Origin of the sequence: Rhodococcus sp. 27YEA15, assembly GCF_049739425.1 — a bacterium.
Lineage (GTDB): Bacteria > Actinomycetota > Actinomycetes > Mycobacteriales > Mycobacteriaceae > Rhodococcus_F.
Genome location: NZ_JBMHHW010000002.1, coordinates 86,037 through 101,420, shown reverse-complemented (window position 1 = coordinate 101,420; position 15,384 = coordinate 86,037). Strand labels below are relative to the sequence as shown.

At 57.5% G+C, this 15,384-nt stretch carries 11 protein-coding genes and 3 pseudogenes; 10 read left to right on the top strand and 4 right to left on the bottom strand.

Annotated elements, in window-relative coordinates; translation table 11 throughout:
• The first annotated feature begins 80 nt into the window (after nucleotides 1–80).
• The 5 genes from ABH922_RS25480 to ABH922_RS25460 all read left to right on the top strand — a co-directional run bounded on the left by ABH922_RS25480 (nucleotide 81) and on the right by ABH922_RS25460 (nucleotide 7,031).
• Complete coding sequence (locus ABH922_RS25480; protein WP_424809845.1) at nucleotides 81–1,598, top strand: aldehyde dehydrogenase; 1,518 nt, start codon at nucleotides 81–83, stop codon at nucleotides 1,596–1,598.
• A gap of 113 nt (nucleotides 1,599–1,711) precedes the next feature.
• The gene (locus ABH922_RS25475) at nucleotides 1,712–3,136 is read left to right on the top strand and encodes an FAD-binding protein (protein ID WP_424809844.1); all 1,425 of its coding nucleotides are present in this window, start codon (nucleotides 1,712–1,714) and stop codon (nucleotides 3,134–3,136) included.
• A 69-nt stretch (nucleotides 3,137–3,205) separates the two neighbouring features.
• Nucleotides 3,206–4,528 carry an MFS transporter gene (locus ABH922_RS25470; RefSeq protein WP_424809843.1) on the top strand — a complete coding sequence of 441 codons (1,323 nt, stop codon included), beginning with the start codon at nucleotides 3,206–3,208 and terminating at the stop codon, nucleotides 4,526–4,528.
• A 454-nt stretch (nucleotides 4,529–4,982) separates the two neighbouring features.
• Nucleotides 4,983–6,209: an aspartate transaminase gene (locus ABH922_RS25465; RefSeq protein ID WP_424809842.1), complete on the top strand. Its 1,227-nt coding sequence runs from the start codon at nucleotides 4,983–4,985 to the stop codon at nucleotides 6,207–6,209.
• 666 nt (nucleotides 6,210–6,875) lie between these two features.
• On the top strand, nucleotides 6,876–7,031 hold the full coding sequence (locus ABH922_RS25460; RefSeq protein WP_424809841.1) for a hypothetical protein: 156 nt from the start codon (nucleotides 6,876–6,878) through the stop codon (nucleotides 7,029–7,031).
• A gap of 5 nt (nucleotides 7,032–7,036) precedes the next feature.
• Here the strand turns inward: ABH922_RS25460 and ABH922_RS25455 are convergent.
• A pseudogene (locus tag ABH922_RS25455) lies at nucleotides 7,037–7,459 on the bottom strand (IS5 family transposase); the annotation flags it as partial.
• 72 nt (nucleotides 7,460–7,531) lie between these two features.
• Here ABH922_RS25455 and ABH922_RS25450 point away from each other — a divergent pair.
• From ABH922_RS25450 to ABH922_RS25440, 3 genes and pseudogenes are all read left to right on the top strand, one after another.
• Nucleotides 7,532–8,259, top strand: a pseudogene (locus tag ABH922_RS25450) (transposase); the annotation flags it as partial.
• A gap of 176 nt (nucleotides 8,260–8,435) precedes the next feature.
• Entirely contained in the window at nucleotides 8,436–9,545 is a 1,110-nt protein-coding gene (locus ABH922_RS25445; protein ID WP_424809840.1) for an IS30 family transposase, read from the top strand.
• A 3-nt stretch (nucleotides 9,546–9,548) separates the two neighbouring features.
• Nucleotides 9,549–9,971 (top strand): annotated as a pseudogene (locus tag ABH922_RS25440) (transposase); the annotation flags it as partial.
• Nucleotides 9,972–9,976: 5 nt separating this feature from the next.
• On the opposite strand, the gene ABH922_RS25435 reads toward ABH922_RS25440, so the two are convergent.
• Nucleotides 9,977–10,210 (bottom strand): DDE-type integrase/transposase/recombinase, encoded by a 234-nt coding sequence (locus tag ABH922_RS25435; protein WP_424809839.1) that lies wholly within the window; start codon nucleotides 10,208–10,210, stop codon nucleotides 9,977–9,979.
• Between the two features lie 157 nt (nucleotides 10,211–10,367).
• Here ABH922_RS25435 and ABH922_RS25430 point away from each other — a divergent pair, with 157 nt between their 5' ends.
• Complete coding sequence (locus tag ABH922_RS25430) at nucleotides 10,368–11,762, top strand: IS1380 family transposase (protein WP_424809838.1); 1,395 nt, start codon at nucleotides 10,368–10,370, stop codon at nucleotides 11,760–11,762.
• 203 nt (nucleotides 11,763–11,965) lie between these two features.
• Here the strand turns inward: ABH922_RS25430 and ABH922_RS25425 are convergent, their stop codons facing one another.
• Together ABH922_RS25425 and ABH922_RS25420 are read right to left on the bottom strand one after the other, a co-directional pair.
• Nucleotides 11,966–12,610, bottom strand: coding sequence for a response regulator (locus tag ABH922_RS25425; RefSeq protein ID WP_424809837.1), 645 nt, complete (start codon nucleotides 12,608–12,610; stop codon nucleotides 11,966–11,968).
• Nucleotides 12,611–12,629: 19 nt separating this feature from the next.
• Nucleotides 12,630–14,054 (bottom strand): GAF domain-containing protein, encoded by a 1,425-nt coding sequence (locus ABH922_RS25420; RefSeq protein WP_424809836.1) that lies wholly within the window; start codon nucleotides 14,052–14,054, stop codon nucleotides 12,630–12,632.
• Between the two features lie 307 nt (nucleotides 14,055–14,361).
• On the opposite strand from ABH922_RS25420, the gene ABH922_RS25415 reads away from it, so the two are divergent.
• Nucleotides 14,362–15,282, top strand: a complete 921-nt coding sequence (locus ABH922_RS25415; protein WP_424809835.1) for a carbon-nitrogen hydrolase family protein — start codon at nucleotides 14,362–14,364, stop codon at nucleotides 15,280–15,282.
• Nucleotides 15,283–15,384 lie beyond the last annotated feature (102 nt).

Genomic DNA, 15,384 nt, shown 5'->3' with positions numbered 1-15,384 from the left:
TGGTGGTGGTGAGCCAGACCACACGGCCGTCCAGAGGTTGTCAACCTCGCTCAGCATGTTCTCGGAAAGAAAGGCCACTCATGTCACAGACACTGTCCTCGCTCGTCGAAACGCCTATCGGAGTGACTCGGTACGGTTTGTTCATCGACAACAAATTTGTCACCCCCCAGACAGAGAAGTACATCGATGTCACCAATCCGGCCACCGGCGAAGTCTGGGCCCAGGTGCCCGATGCCGGCGCTGAAGATGTCGACCTCGCAGTAGCCAGCGCCCGCCGCGCCTTCGAGGGCGAGTGGGCCGGTTGGCGTGCTGCTGATCGCGCGAAGTTCCTCATCCGTTTCGGGCAGGCGATCGCAGACAACGCAGACGAGATCGCTCAACTCCAGGTTGACGAGAACGGCAAGCTCATCCGGGAGATGGCCGGGCAGGCGAGGCTCATGCCCGAGTACTTCAACTACTATGCCGGCTTGGCTCAGATGCCGACAGGTAACACAAATCCCTTGCATCTCAAAGACATCATCAATTACACCGTTCGTGAGCCGCTCGGTGTAGTGGCTGCGATCACGCCGTGGAATTCTCCTCTGCTTCTCTTGGTGTGGAAGCTCGGCCCCGCCCTCGCCGCTGGCAACACGCTGATCGCCAAGCCCTCGGAGATCACCCCGGTGTCGACTTTGCGCATCGCCGAACTCGCTGCTGAGGCAGGTTTGCCGGCCGGCGTCTTCAACGTGTTGACCGGCCTCGGCGCACCCGGTGCAGCGTTGACCACTCATGAAGGAGTCGACAAAGTCGCGTTCACGGGGTCCACCTCGACGGGGCAGGCGATCGCTTCGGCCGCCGGGAAGTCACTCAAGAGCGTTTCTCTGGAACTGGGTGGAAAATCCCCGAACATCGTCTTCGAGGACGCTGATCTCGACAGCGCTCTCAACGGTCTGATCGCCGGAATCTTCGGAGCAAGCGGGCAGACTTGCATGGCTGGCTCGCGAATTCTGGTGCAGGAGAGCATCTACGACAAGGTAGTTGCCGAACTGGTCACCCGAACCGAACGCATCAAGGTCGGAGACCCGCAGAGCTCCGACAGTGAAATGGGCACGATCGCCTGCCAGGCTCAGTACGACAAAGTCCGGCACTACATCGAGGTCGCGAAGAACGAAGGCGCCAAGCTGGTTGCGGGTGGGGTCCCGGCCGTCGTCGAGGGATTCGAGAACGGACTGTTCATGCGTCCGACGGTGTTTGCAGATGTCAACAACGACATGACCATCGCCAGGGAAGAGGTGTTCGGCCCGATCGCTGCGGTCATCCCCTTCACCGATGAAGCAGACGCGATTCGCATTGCCAACGATACGGAGTTCGGTCTCGCTGCCGGCGTGTGGAGTACCAATATCCAACGTGCACATCGCGTGGCAGGAAAACTGCAGGCCGGAACGGTGTGGATCAACAACTACCGCAAGACCGGGTATTCAACCCCGTTCGGCGGGTTCAAGCAGAGCGGAGTCGGTCGCGAAAACGGACCCAACGCGTTGCTCGAGTACACCGAAGAGAAGAGCGTGTGGGTCGATACCGGACAGGGCGTCAAGGATCCCTTCAACCCGCGGGCCTGACGACAACTGCAGTACTCATGTTCGTGCACAACAGCAACAGCAGGTGCCGAACAGCCCACCTCGACCAGAGTGAGTGAATTGTTCGCTCCGCTTCACCCCGGAAGGGAACGTCAATGACGACGACTAAAGAACGTCCTGACAACATCATCGTTATCGGATCCGGTATCGCCGGACTCTCGGCAGCGATCACAGCCGCCGAACAGATGCGCGAAGGACAGGGTCGCGTCATTCTGGTCGATCGCGCTCCTAGGGAGGAGGCTGGGGGCCTGACGAAATGGACCTCAGCCTACTTCCGGCTCGATGACGTCTACGATCCAGGCGAGACATTCGTCTCCGACATCATGGACTTTTCAGACGGTCGCACCCCGCGGTGGTATGTCGAAAAACTTGCCGAGCAGATTCCTGAATCCATGGAATGGATCCAGGGGCTCGGTGTTCGATTCAAGAGACTGCCAACGTATTTCATCAACAGCTCGCGGAAGCGTCTCCAGCCGGTCGGGGGTGGTGAAGGAATGCTCGGTGCGCTGGTCCCTGCTGCGGAAAAACTGGGCGTCGAATTCCGATACGACACCACCGCCACAAGCTTGGACATGACCGCGAGTGGCGAGGTACGCGGGCTCCACGTCATCGGCCCGGCAGGTCATTCGACTCTCTCAGCCAGCTCGGTGATCATCGCCTCCGGCGGGTTCGAAGGAGACACTGAATTCCTGACCCGCGAACTAGGAACCGCAGAACCTTTGATCCCCATCGCTCCCGGGGTCGCCTTCAACCGAGGTGAGGGAATTCAAATGGCTCTCGACGTCGGGGCTGCCCGCTCAGGCGAATGGGACGGATTCCACGCCGAACCGGTGGATCCGCGAAGTGCCACACCGGAATCACTGGTCATGGTGTTCCCCTACGGGATCCTCGTCAACAAAGACGCACTGCGGTTCGTCGACGAAGGCAGCAACACCGTGGACGAGATCTACGAGAGCACTGCCCGAGCCATCTGGGCAGAACGAGACGGAATCGCGTACTTCATCACCGACCAGCAATTCACCTCGATCGAGGCGCGTGCTCGCGGAATTCTGACGAGCGTCAAACCCATCGTCGCTGACACGATCGAGCAACTGGCCGCCTCGTTGGAACTGCCCGTCGACGCTCTGACGGCGACCGTCCAACAGTTCAACGCCGCAGTAGGCGAGGGGACTTTCGACTGGAAGAGCCTCGATGGCAAGAAGACTCATGGGATCGAACCGGCCAAATCGAATTGGGCACGGACCATCTCCGAAGCGCCGTACATCGCGTACCCCATCAAATGTGGAATCGTCTTCACGTTCGGGGGGCTGTCGACCAACGCCGATGCGGAGGTCCTCGACGAGCAAGGAAACGCGATTCCCGGCTTGTACGCTGCCGGTGAGTGCACGGGCATCTACCACGGGAAATATCCCGGCGGTACGTCTGTGCTGCGCGGCATGATTTTCGGTCGTCTTGCCGGTCAAGCTGCGGTCCGCCGATCGTCGCTCTCAGTCGAAGACACCCGCTCATCCCAGGCGTAGGCAGGATCTCTTCTTCCTGCCGCAACTATCCAAAAGCGTAGTATCGCACCCACTCCCGGAGTCACAGTCATGTCCACACCTGATACAGAGCACACATCTCCACCCACGAATATGCAAGATCCCTCACCGAGCGGGAAGCCCAGCCTGAGAACACTGGCGGGCGCTGGTGTGGGTAATACTTTGGAATGGTATGACTGGAGTGTCTACGCGATATTTGCACCGTTCTTCGCAAGTCAGTTCTTCGTCAGCGAGAACCGAACGAGCGCGTTGCTTGCAACTCTTGCCATATTCGCTGCAGGGTTTTTCATGCGACCGATCGGCGGCTTCTTCTTTGGCTGGTTGGCAGACCGCTACGGCCGTAAGTTCTCGCTCACCACGTCGATGATGATGATGGCCGGTGGCAGCCTCATCATCGGCGTGGCGCCGACACATGCGAGTATCGGCATTTTCGCCGGGCTGATACTTCTCATTGCCAGACTTGTACAGGGTCTTGCACATGGCGGTGAAATTGCCGCTTCCTACACGTATGTCGCCGAAATAGCCCCTCGCGCAAAGCGGGGCCTGTGGTCGACGAGCGTGTATGTCTCGGTGACTGCCGGAATCGTCCTGGCATCCCTGATCGGCGCCGCCGGATCATCACTTGTCGGCGAAGGCGCACTCCGAGACTGGGTATGGCGAGTTCCTTTCATTTTCGGCGGCCTCCTCGCTTTCGCCGGAATGTACATCCGTCGAACCCTCGAAGAGACCGACGCATTCGAAGCAGAAAACAGCACAAGCACTCGACGAACCGCACTCGACATCCTTCGTGGTCTTGGTAAGAACAAGTCGAGCTTGATCCGCGTCCTAGGGATGAGCGCCGGCGTCACCGTCGTCTATTACACCTGGGCAGTCGGAATTCCGGGTTTCGCAATTGCCAACCGAGGCGTCGACGCAACCGACGGCCTTTGGGCGAGCGTCATCGCCAACATCTTTTTCATGCTCACCCTGCCCTTCTGGGGCAAACTTTCAGACCGAGTCGGCCGTAAACCCATATTCCTTACCTACTTCATCGCGATGCTCATCCTGACTTTCCCGCTGATGGCGCTTGCGGGCGGTTCAGCCTTACGTCTGGGACTCGTGATGGCGGTCGCACTGTTCTTCCTCGGCGCCTTTGTCGGAATCATGCCTGCGTACTTCGCGGAGCTCTTCCCCACCGAAGTGCGCGCTTCGGGGATCGGGGTGCCTTACTCCTTGATGGTGGCAATATTCGGAGGCACTGCCCCCTACACGCTGACCTGGCTCGAAGGACGCGGAACGGCATGGATGTTCTCTCTCTACATGGTCATCCTTCTCATCGTCGGCCTCACGACCACACTGCTGTCACCGGAAACCAAAGGAAAAGCGTTGGTATAGACCTTCCTGCCCGCTGGTCAGCCGCAAGGCAGGAGAAATGACTCGCTCAGCGGGCGATCTGCACCCCCGGCACAAGCTGCTAGCAGCGACACCACCCTCAATCGTCTACCACATACCGCCTAGCCTCCTCACTCAGAAGGTGAGACTGCCCGCAAGAACCGGCGGGCCTGCTGGAAAGACCCCACCCCACCAGGTCGGGGTCTTTTCAGTTCCTTGAGAACGTCAACAAGGAAACGCAGTTAGCGATGCAGTTCCCTCGCGGGCTGTCTAAAGCGTATCCAAGGTGTCACCCGTCAGCCTCGTTACCGCTCAGATGTGGGGATGGCCCCCGCATCACGCAAATTGTCCCATAATGGGACAGTCGGCTATAATAGTGGGGCGGCGCGCCCGGAATCTTCCACCGAGTAACGGCCCAACGAACTGAGACGGTTCGTAACAGTCGGGCAGGAGAGCAATGTCAAACTTCGTCCCAGCCAAGCGAGTTGCTGGCATGCGCCAGTCTCCGAGTATGGCTGCAGCGCAACATGTTCGCGAGCTGAGAGCGTCCGGACGCCGGATCCTGGACCTGACCGCTGGGGAACCGGACTTTGACACCCCGGCCAATATCACGGCCGCTGCAGTAAGTGCGATGGCCGGCGGTGCGACCAAATACACGCCTGTGAACGGAACCCCCGAGCTCCGAAGAGCCATCGCACAGAGGGCCTACCATCGGACCGGGCTCTCCTACACTGACACCCACATCACGGTCGGTGGCGGGGCGAAGCAAGTCATCTTCAACGCTTTGATGGCTACCGTGGAAACGGGCGTCGAAGTGATCGTTCCAGCCCCCTATTGGGTGTCCTACCCGGATATCGTCGAAATCCACGGCGGCACACCCGTCATCGTGGAATGTCCAGAATCGGAGGGATTCGTTCTCACGGCCGAACGTCTCGCCGCAGCGATCACCCCGTCCACGAAATGGGTAATCCTCAACTCACCCTCAAACCCCACCGGCGCCGTCTACTCGGAACATCAGCTCGCTTCCCTCGCGGAGGTTCTCGAACAGCACCCCCACGTCAGCATCTTGTGGGATGAAATCTACGACGAAATCTCCTTCAACGGTCCCACGCCCAGTATTGTCGGCGTCGCGCCCCAACTACGAGATCGCATTCTCGTGGTGAATGGGGTCTCCAAGACCTACGCGATGACCGGTTGGCGACTCGGGTACGGTCTCGGCAGTCCTGATTTGATACGTGCGATCAACACCGTCCAGTCCCAAAGTTCCTCCTGCCCTTCATCCATCTCTCAAGCCGCCGCTGTAGAAGCATTGACCGGTGACCAGGCCTTCGTTGCGACGGCACTCGACCGATACCGCAATCGCAGAGACATTGCGTATCGATTGTTTTCCAATGTCGAAGGTCTGGCACCCGTGAGACCTGCAGGAGCCTTCTACCTCTTCGTCAATTGCGCAGGCATTCTCGGCAGTACGACGACTTTCGGAAGGGTCTTGTCCACAGATCGAGATGTCACGGACTACCTCCTCGAAAGCGCAGGTGTCGCAACTATTCCGGGATCGGCATTTGGCGCCTCGCCATACTTTCGAATCTCATGCGCCACCTCCGACAGCACACTGATGGAGGCTGTCGGCGCCATCGAGAGCGCAGTCGCCGACCTCAGGCCGTCAGCCGCACCCCTTCCTTAAGGGAAAATAGTCCCAGTGCAGTGTAAGTGGTTGTTTGCAAACCGCTTTGGCGAACTGTTCCCGGAGAAGAGCTGCCGCCCTGTGCACGCGAAACGTAGTCCGCAGTCATCCGATTCGTTCCACTCGATCGATCTGTTTGACATGCCGACCTCTCGACAGAGCGACTCTGTATCGAGCTCGCGGGTTCGATCGTGGTCGATTCAGAGTCGCCCAACCCTGTCGGTCGTTGTTTAACCCGGACCTTGAAGTCGAAAGGATCTCGCCAATGGACGATCAGAACTATAACTATATGGTGACATTCGCCAAAAAATGGAGGCACTGGAGTGGAGGCTCAGGGGAGGAGATCCTCATCGAATTTGGACTCTCCCAATCCGAGTTCTTTCGCAGACTGCACAAGGTGCTTGGCGAGCGCACCGGGTCGGCCGCTGACCTACCTGAACCTCTTCGAGAAGAGCTGAAAACTATTTGCCAGCAACGCCTCCGGGCCGGCACCGTACCTTTGCCGCGAAGGGCGTGACGCATTCGGTTGTGGTAGTTGGTGATCGCATTGTCGATTGGGAGGAAAGGCTATGGGTAGTTCGAGTTTCTCCATCACTGTTGCCGAAACTCGAATGGTGGTCGAAGACCGCCGCCGATAGGCAGACGTTGAACTGGCGGTGCCCGAAGGTGGCTTCGGCAGAGCGCGTCCTCGTCGGCGAAACCCGCATCTACCACCACCACGTCGACGAGGAATCGGTCCTCGTGCTCGCCGTATCAGCGTCGGACATCGACGCCCACACAAACGCCGCTGTGGGGCGCTGGATCGTCGCGAACACTTACTGACCGTTTCAGAATGATTTCCGTAGTCGCCTCAAGCAGATGATGCTGCATGCGAGTTCGAGTAGTCCTTGGTGAAGGTCCGCGCGCATCTCGGAACGTGTTCGTAGGCGTTTGAATTGGTGGAGCCAGGCGAAGGTCCGTTCGACCACCCAGCGAACCTTGCCGAGTCCGGAACCGTGTGCGGCACCGCGGCGGGCGATCATCGGTGTGATCCCCTTGGCGCGGAGCAAGTTCCGATACTTGTCGTAGTCGTATCCACGGTCGGCGAACAACCTTCGGGGCCGATTCCGCGGCCGACCACGGTAGCCACGGATACGTGGAATCGCCTCGACCAGAGGCATCAGCTGGGTGACATCGTGACGGTTTCCGCCGGTCAACGACACCGCCAAGGGAGTGCCGTGCCGGTCGACGATCACATGGTGCTTGCTGCCGGTAGGGACTGCACCCGGTTTGGTTGACATCTGACCTGTGAAGATCACTCTTCACGATGAAAGGATGCTGCCATGCCGAAACCGTTCCCCGAGGAGTTCCGCCGCGATGTGGTCGCGGTCGCCCGCAAACGCGAAGCCCCGCTGACCCAGATCGCGAAGGACTTCGGGATCTCCGAGCCGACCCTGCACAACTGGCTCAAAAAGGCCGATATCGAAGACGGCAACCGGCCTGGAATGACCAAGGACGAATCCGCAGAGCTGCGCGAAGCGAAGAAGCGCATCCGACTTCTTGAGCAGGAAGCGGAAGTGATGCGCCGCGCCGTCGCCTACTTGTCCCGGGACGTTAACCCAAAATGATGTTCCCGCTGGTCCGCGACCTTGCCGACGACGGAATTCCCGTCACGGTGGCCTGCCGGGTGCTCGGCTTCTCGACGCAAGGGTTCTACACATGGAAGAGAAACCCAGTTACGCAGCGTGATTGGGATAATGCGCATCTGATCAACGCTGCGTACGACATTCACGCCGACGATCCGGCTTTTGGCTATCGGTTCATCGCTGACGAATTACCTGGGCGAGGCATCATCGCCGGCGAGAACCGCGTCGCTCGGTTGTGCTCGCAGCAACGCATCTGGTCGGTGTTCGCGAAGAAACGAGGACTGAACAGGAAATCGGGCCCACCGGTTCACGACGACTTCGTTACCCGGAAATTCACCGCACAGAAACCGAACAAGTTGTGGCTCAACGATATCACCGAACATTGGACCGATACCGGAAAGCTGTACTTGTGTGCGATCAAGGACGGGCGGTTTCAAGGAGCTAACGCAACACCTTCATTCGGAGGTTGTCGTGGCGGTTTCGTGGAACGATCGGTGCATCGCGTATTCGATGCTTCTTGTGGGTGTGTCAGCTCAGGAAACGGCGAGGCGATTCGGTGTGAACACGGGAGCGGTCGTCGAGTGGGCCCAGGCTGGCGGGCATGGTGATCCGTATGGGAGCCCGAGGCGGTATCGAGCCTGTCACTACGTCAACGTCAGCGTTGAATCCTCAACGCGCATACCGTCGCTTGACTCACGAGGACCGTGTCTTCATCGAGATGGCGATCAACAGCACGCCCGCGTGGTCGATGCGAGCGATCGGCCGGCATCTGGACGTTGCCGCGTCCACAATTTCACGGGAGCTTGGACGTCACAGAGTCGAGACCGGGCGAAGACGCGGCGGGTCGCGGGAGACGAGATACCATGCCGGGGTCGCGCATCACCACACGATGCGCTCGCGCGTGAGAACAAGGCCGCGCAAACTTGATTGCCATGAGCTGCGGTCACTCATCGTCACAGGCTTGAACGAGAAGCACTCTCCGCAGCAGATCGCAGGGAGACAACGGATGATGTTCCCCAACCAGCCGCAGTTGTGGGTGTCCCACGAAACAATCTACCAAGCCCTCTATGTCCAAGGCCGGGGATCGTTACGGCACGAATTGACCGTCGCCAAGGCGTTGCGTTCAGGCCGTTCTCGCAGGACACCTGCCTCACGGTTGCCATCGCGCGATGTCCGACCGTGGTTAGCGGGGGCCCGGCTCACGGACCGGCCCGCTTCCGCAGCCGATCGTGCTGTACCTGGGAATTGGGAAGGCGATCTCGTTGTCGGTCCCGCAAGCTCCGGGATCGTCACGCTCGTCGAGCGGAACACACGCTTCGCGTTGGTAGAACGCCTACCCGGCGTCCGCGACTCGGCCACCGTGATCGACGTCATCCGCAACCAAATCATGCGCCTCCCAGAACATCTCAGGAAAACTCTGACCTGGGATCAGGGGCAGGAGATGTCGAGACACAAAGACTTCACGATCGCTACCCGATGCCCCGTGTTCTTTTGTGACCCGCATTCGCCCTGGCAACGAGGCTCGAACGAGAACCTGAACGGTTTGATCCGCGACTACTACCCGAAGGGCACTAACTTCAACAACGTCACCGACGACGCGATCGAGGCAATGGTAGAGCAGCTCAACAACCGCCCCCGGAAGATTCACGGATTCCATACCCCTCGTGAGAAACTGAACGAACTCATCAGCAGTGTTGCGCTGGGTTCTTGAAACCGCCACGTGTATTCGAACAGGATCGTCGGCTATTCGATCGACTCCCGAATGAAGGCGTCGCTAGCTGTGAACGCCCTGACTAATGCCCTCGCTCTTCGCGGCGCAGCCGGGACGATCGTACATTCCGATCGGGGCAGCCAATTTCGGTCGAGGAAGTTCGTTCATACATTGTCCAACAACGGTTTACAAGGTTCCATGGGCAGGGTCGGGGCATGCGGTGACAATGCCGCAATGGAATCTTTCTTCTCACTGATGCAAAAGAACGTCCTCGACCGACAACGGTGATCGACTCAGGAACAGCTGCGGCTTGCGATCGTGACCTGGATCGAGAAGATCTACCATCGCAAACGCAGGCAACGGCGCCTCGGGAAGCTCACCCCGATCGAGTTTGAGACAATCAACCAAGCCGCATACGCGGCTTGAAACTATCAACCCCACGAGTCAACTGAAGTGGGGGCAGTCCCATCAGCGTGGACGGTGTGCGGAGTGGTGCCGTTGCGTTCAATTGCCTCAGCGATGAATTGTTCTGCCAGTTTGGCGCTTTCGTGTGTCGAGACGATCCAGGACGGGTTGTATCGGGAGTAGATATCGATCAACACGTACAGGTGAAACCAGACGACCTTCGTCGGTCCACGGAGCTTGGTTATATCCCAGGTCCACACCTGTGACGGCCCGTCGGCGAGTAGTTCCCGTTTAGCCTCGCGCTTTCACGGTGAGCGCTTCGAAACCCTGAGTCGGACATAAAGAAAGGCGACCCGACCTGGAAGAATGCGGATTATTGAGGCCCGTATTCATCCAAACAGAAGGATCACCTTTCAGGTGCACAAGTCTACTTCCTGCTACCCGAAACTCTCCGTCGACACCACAGGCAACGCTCTCGTGTCGCAATCGGGAGCGATCACCTTGATTCGCACCGCCGAAAAAACCGGCCTGACCACTGCATTATCCGAAGCGCTGTCGCCGTGGCGCAAACCCACCGCCCACCACGATCCAGGCAAGATCATTCTCGACCTCGCGCTCTCCCTCTCGCTCGGCGGAGACTGCCTCGCAGACATCGCGACCGTGCGTGAACAACCCGGAGTATTCGGTCCGGTCGCATCCGATGCAACGGTATCGCGCCTGATCGGCACCCTCGCCGCCGACGGACCGACCGCATTGTCTGCCATCAACTCAGCTCGCGCCGTCGCCCGAAAAGCCGCGTGGTCCCACGCGGGTGAACACTCACCCGATCACCACATCGATGCGCAGCAACCACTGATCATCGACCTCGACGCGACATTGGTGACTGCACACAGCGAGAAAGAGAAAACTGCACCGAATTTCAAGCGAGGCTTTGGTTGTCACCCATTGTTGGCGTTCGTTGACCACGGCGACCGCGGCACCGGCGAACCGTCGTGTTTCCTGCTACGACCGGGAAACGCCGGCTCCAATACCGCCGCCGACCACATCAGCGTGACCAGGCAAGCATTGGGACAGTTGCCGTTCCGAACCAGCGGCGTGGTCGGAAAGAAGGTGCTGATCCGCACTGACGGCGCCGGCAGCACCCACGCTTTCCTTGAATATTTGACCGCCCGGAAGCTGTCGTACTCGGTCGGATTCACCCTGACCGACGCGATGGCCGAAACAGGCGGCGAAATTCCCGAAGATCTGTGGATGCCGGCCCTGGATTCGGGTGGTGGCATCCGTGATGGCGCGTCGCTCGCGGAACTGACCGGACTCGTTCACCTGTCGGGTTGGCCTGCAGGGACGCGGCTCATCGTCCGCAAAGAACGACCGCATCCCGGCGCTCAACTGCGCTTGACCGACCGCGACGGTCTGCGACTGACCGCCTTCGTGACCAACACAATGGTCGGGAGCCTGCAAACCTTGGAGCTACGACATCGCCGCCGGGCCCGTTGCGAAGACCGAATCCGTACAGCCAAGGACACTGGTTTGACGAACCTGCCATTGCACGGATTTTCGCAGAATCAGATCTGGTTGGCGATCGTCGCCCTCGCTTCCGAGCTGACCACGTGGATGCAAATGCTGGCATTGACCAGCAGTGACGCACGCCGATGGGAACCGAAACGACTACGTTTGCCACTGTTCTCGATCGCCGGCCGTATCGCCCGCCATGCTCGGAAAACACGCCTGCGCCTATCGGAGCGGGCACCGTGGTCCGGACTGATCACGGCAGCGCTGGCCAGGCTGGAGGCGTTGCCGGCACCGACCTAAATCACGGTGAATCTTGTTGGCACGAAAGGAAAGAACACGACCTCGGAGAAGTGGAATCCGGCAGCATCCCGACTGCACACGGGTCGACCGGTCATGCCCGGATTCGCATTCGGGTGCTGCTGGTCTGATCGGTGAACCGATCAGACCAGCAGCACCCGAATGCAAGATTGAGGCTAACGACCTTCCCTTGCCCTAACTGAACTCTACTCTATGAGAAATCTATCTTTGGCGAAACGGACAAGGCCGGCCCTATTGTTTTCACCAGTGCGCTTAAGTAATTTACCTATATGGAACTTCACTGTGTGGAATGACAAATTCATACGCTCCGCGATGGCATAGTTATCCATTCCATCGGAAATCATAGAAACGATCAGGAGTTCCTGGTCGTTGAAAGATACACCCGCGGGTACTCTACGTGAGTCTACCCATTCTTTCAGCAGTTCTGGATCTATATACTGACCAGAGCGAGCAACAGTTCGTATCATATCTGGAAGTGCTGACATGCTGGCTGCTTTGAGGATAAATCCCGAAGCTCCCATATGCAGAGCCCTGTCCACCAGCTGAGCGTTTCCGTAACCGGTGTAGAACACGACCTTGGTTTTGGGCGAAACGGTCAGTAAGTAAAGGCAAAGTGACCAGCTCTGCTCCTCTCTGAGAAATAGATCTAACATGATGATGTCAGGAGAAAGCAGGAGGGATTCCCTCCTCGCGACTACTACGTCTTTTGCTGCGCCAAGGAAAATCAAGTCTGATTCTCGCTCCGCCATCCGTGCCAATCCGGCGTGAATTACCTCATGATCGTCGATAGAGAATATTCGGATTATCTGTGGGTCGGCATTTGTCTTCATCTTTGCATCTTTCCGCTATCTATGTATATGGGAATCTTGATCGAACCTCTAATCCTCCGAGATAACTATTAGTAAATTGCACTTCACCTCCGACTCTGCGAACTTCACGCCTGATAAATTCAATTCCATAATGGCCTTTTGGCGATATCGCCGTATCGTGAGAGTTTCCATTATCAGTAACCGTCATTTCACACATTCCATTTCGAATGCCGAAAGTTAATTTGCAGCTATTTCCGCCAGAATGAGTCTCGGCATTAAAAACAGCTTCCTGTCCCACTTTGCACATCGCGTCAGCAATGTCCTCGGAAATCCGAATGTTCACATATTCTCGCCCCATGTGTGGTAAATAATCGACGCTTCTTTTCATTCCTGATAAGGACGGGACTGAGAAAATTTTCTCGGCAACTTCACCGAGGGTGCTTCCACCAGTTTGGTCGCTTTGAAGCAGATTGTGCAGCTCATCACGAACTATAGACATGCATTCACTAACGCTTGCACTAATAGTTGCTGCAGCTGATTTATTTTTTCCTGTCAAACTAGTTCCTATTTCTTCAGCTGCGAAACCGATTTGTGTCAGCCGTCGAACCAAGTCATCATGCAGGGTTTGCGCTAGCCGCGCTCGCTCCTGATCTCGGACGGCCTCACGACGGCTCTCGTCCAGATTTGATCGATCAAGCCCGAGTAGTGCCGCATTGGCAAAGGCAACGAGAACCTGTTCGTCTGCATCGCTGTAGGCGCGCATTCGTCTACTTGCGACGTAAAGTATCGCCTCTAAGTTGTCATTGTCATTGTCGTGAACGGGAACTGCTAACGCTGAGTTGATTCCTTCTTCGTATGTCTCTTCACTCATGGCTGCATGAAATTTGCAATATTCCTCGTGATTCAGCGTCCGTGCGGGACTACCGGTTTCACGTGCCATCCCACCGAGTCCTTCACCTGGACCAACCCGCAAATGACGAAATCGATTGGTATTGATTCCAAGGGTCCGTACGAAAGCGAAGTGATCATCATCGACTGGTAGCGAAAGGTATGCCACGTCTCCGTCAACCAAATTGCGGGCAGCAGCAAGGGTTATATCGAAGATACGTTCGAGAGATATATCGGAGGTTGCCGCTCGGGCGACGATACGATAAGCGTGATCGATCTCGCGATGCCGGGTCTCATGGATTCGAGCCCGGATGGCACCGACTTCCCGTGCGAAATGGCGGATCTCCGCATGGCTCTCGGCGCCGGTTACTTCCGTTGCGGAACCCATGACAACTACGAAACGCCCACGGTTGTCGGCGAACGGGAGAGTGAGTGCGCGGTCGAAATCAAGCGTGATTGGACGCATGAGCGAGGTAAGCCGTACGTGGCGGCCGGTCGAAGCGACCGGTGACCACCGGATATTGCTTCTCACAGGTTCTTCGGGGATGAAACTTGCCAGTGGTTCGGCTGCGATCACTCGTTGCACTCCGTTACGAGGCTCGTAGACGATAACGGCCTCCCGTGCTTGCATCGAGATCCGTAAGAGACGGAGTGGTTCGGCGAGCTCGTCAGCGAGCATCGAGAGTCGCCATCGAGGTGAAAGCTCTTGAGGACAGGACATGCCACCAGAGTCTACGGAGATTCGAGCCAATCGGATTTAAGGAGTCTCTACGGGCCCCCTTCCTCGGTCCTGTGTCGTGGATATAGAGGTGGCGGCTAGCCATTCGGCTAATCAAAGTCTAGCCGCTTTGGCTTTCATTCACTGTTAGCGTTAACACATCGTAATGGTGATCACATCTGAAAAGGGTTCATTAATGTCAAATACTGTCACGCTTTCTGCGGCAAGCTTCGCGATTCGCCCGGTAAGCAGTTTCGACGAGTTCGCTGACCATTCTCGGGATCTCCTCAATCAGACTGTCGGTAGTGACCTAGTTCTTTTTCCCGAGCTGTTCACGTTGGAACTGTTCACCATCGCCGACTCATGGCAAAACGATCCTGTGTCTGCACTGACGCGTATCGACGAGTACACCCATCAATACCGTGAGTTGTTCAGCTCAGAGGCGCGGACCCGTAATCAATTCATCGCGGCTGGTTCACATCTCGAGAGCCGCGAAGATGGATTCTACAATGTTGCGTACATTTTTGGACCAGACGGTGAACGATACGAGCACCGGAAGACGCATATCTTTCCGGCGGAGTCGGGTTGGTCAACACTGGAAGGATCGGACATGGATGTCATCGAACTTCCCTTCGCCAAGGTTGGGCTGAACATCTGTTACGAATCCGAAATCCCTGAGTGTGCGACATCGCTGACAGAGCAAGGCGCCGAGATTATCCTTTGCCCGTCATATACCTTCACTGAGCACGGGTACTGGCGAGTCCGTCATTGCGCACAGGCACGGGCTATCGAGAACCAGGTATACTTCGTGCATTGCGCAACAGGCGGTATGCCAGGCGGCCCGATCCCGAACGGATGGACGCAGAGCACAATCCTCTCGCCTTGTGATTTCCCGTGGAATCCGGACGGAATAGTTGCGCAAGCGTCAGAAGTAAATACCGAGAACGTAATCACGAGCACCGTTGATCTCGACGCTTTGCGTCGGAATCGGCTCGACGGTGCAGCCACGACCTATAAGGATCGTCGTCGGCGTGCGGACACCTATCGTAGTTGGCCATCGCACACCGCAGCATTGCAGAGAAGCTAGCTAGGAAAGGGAAATCCACATAAGCGCCGGCCTCGCTACATTTCGTACTTATCAGGTCACCGGTGTTCCTCTGAATCCACGGTGACCTGACGAATAGACGCA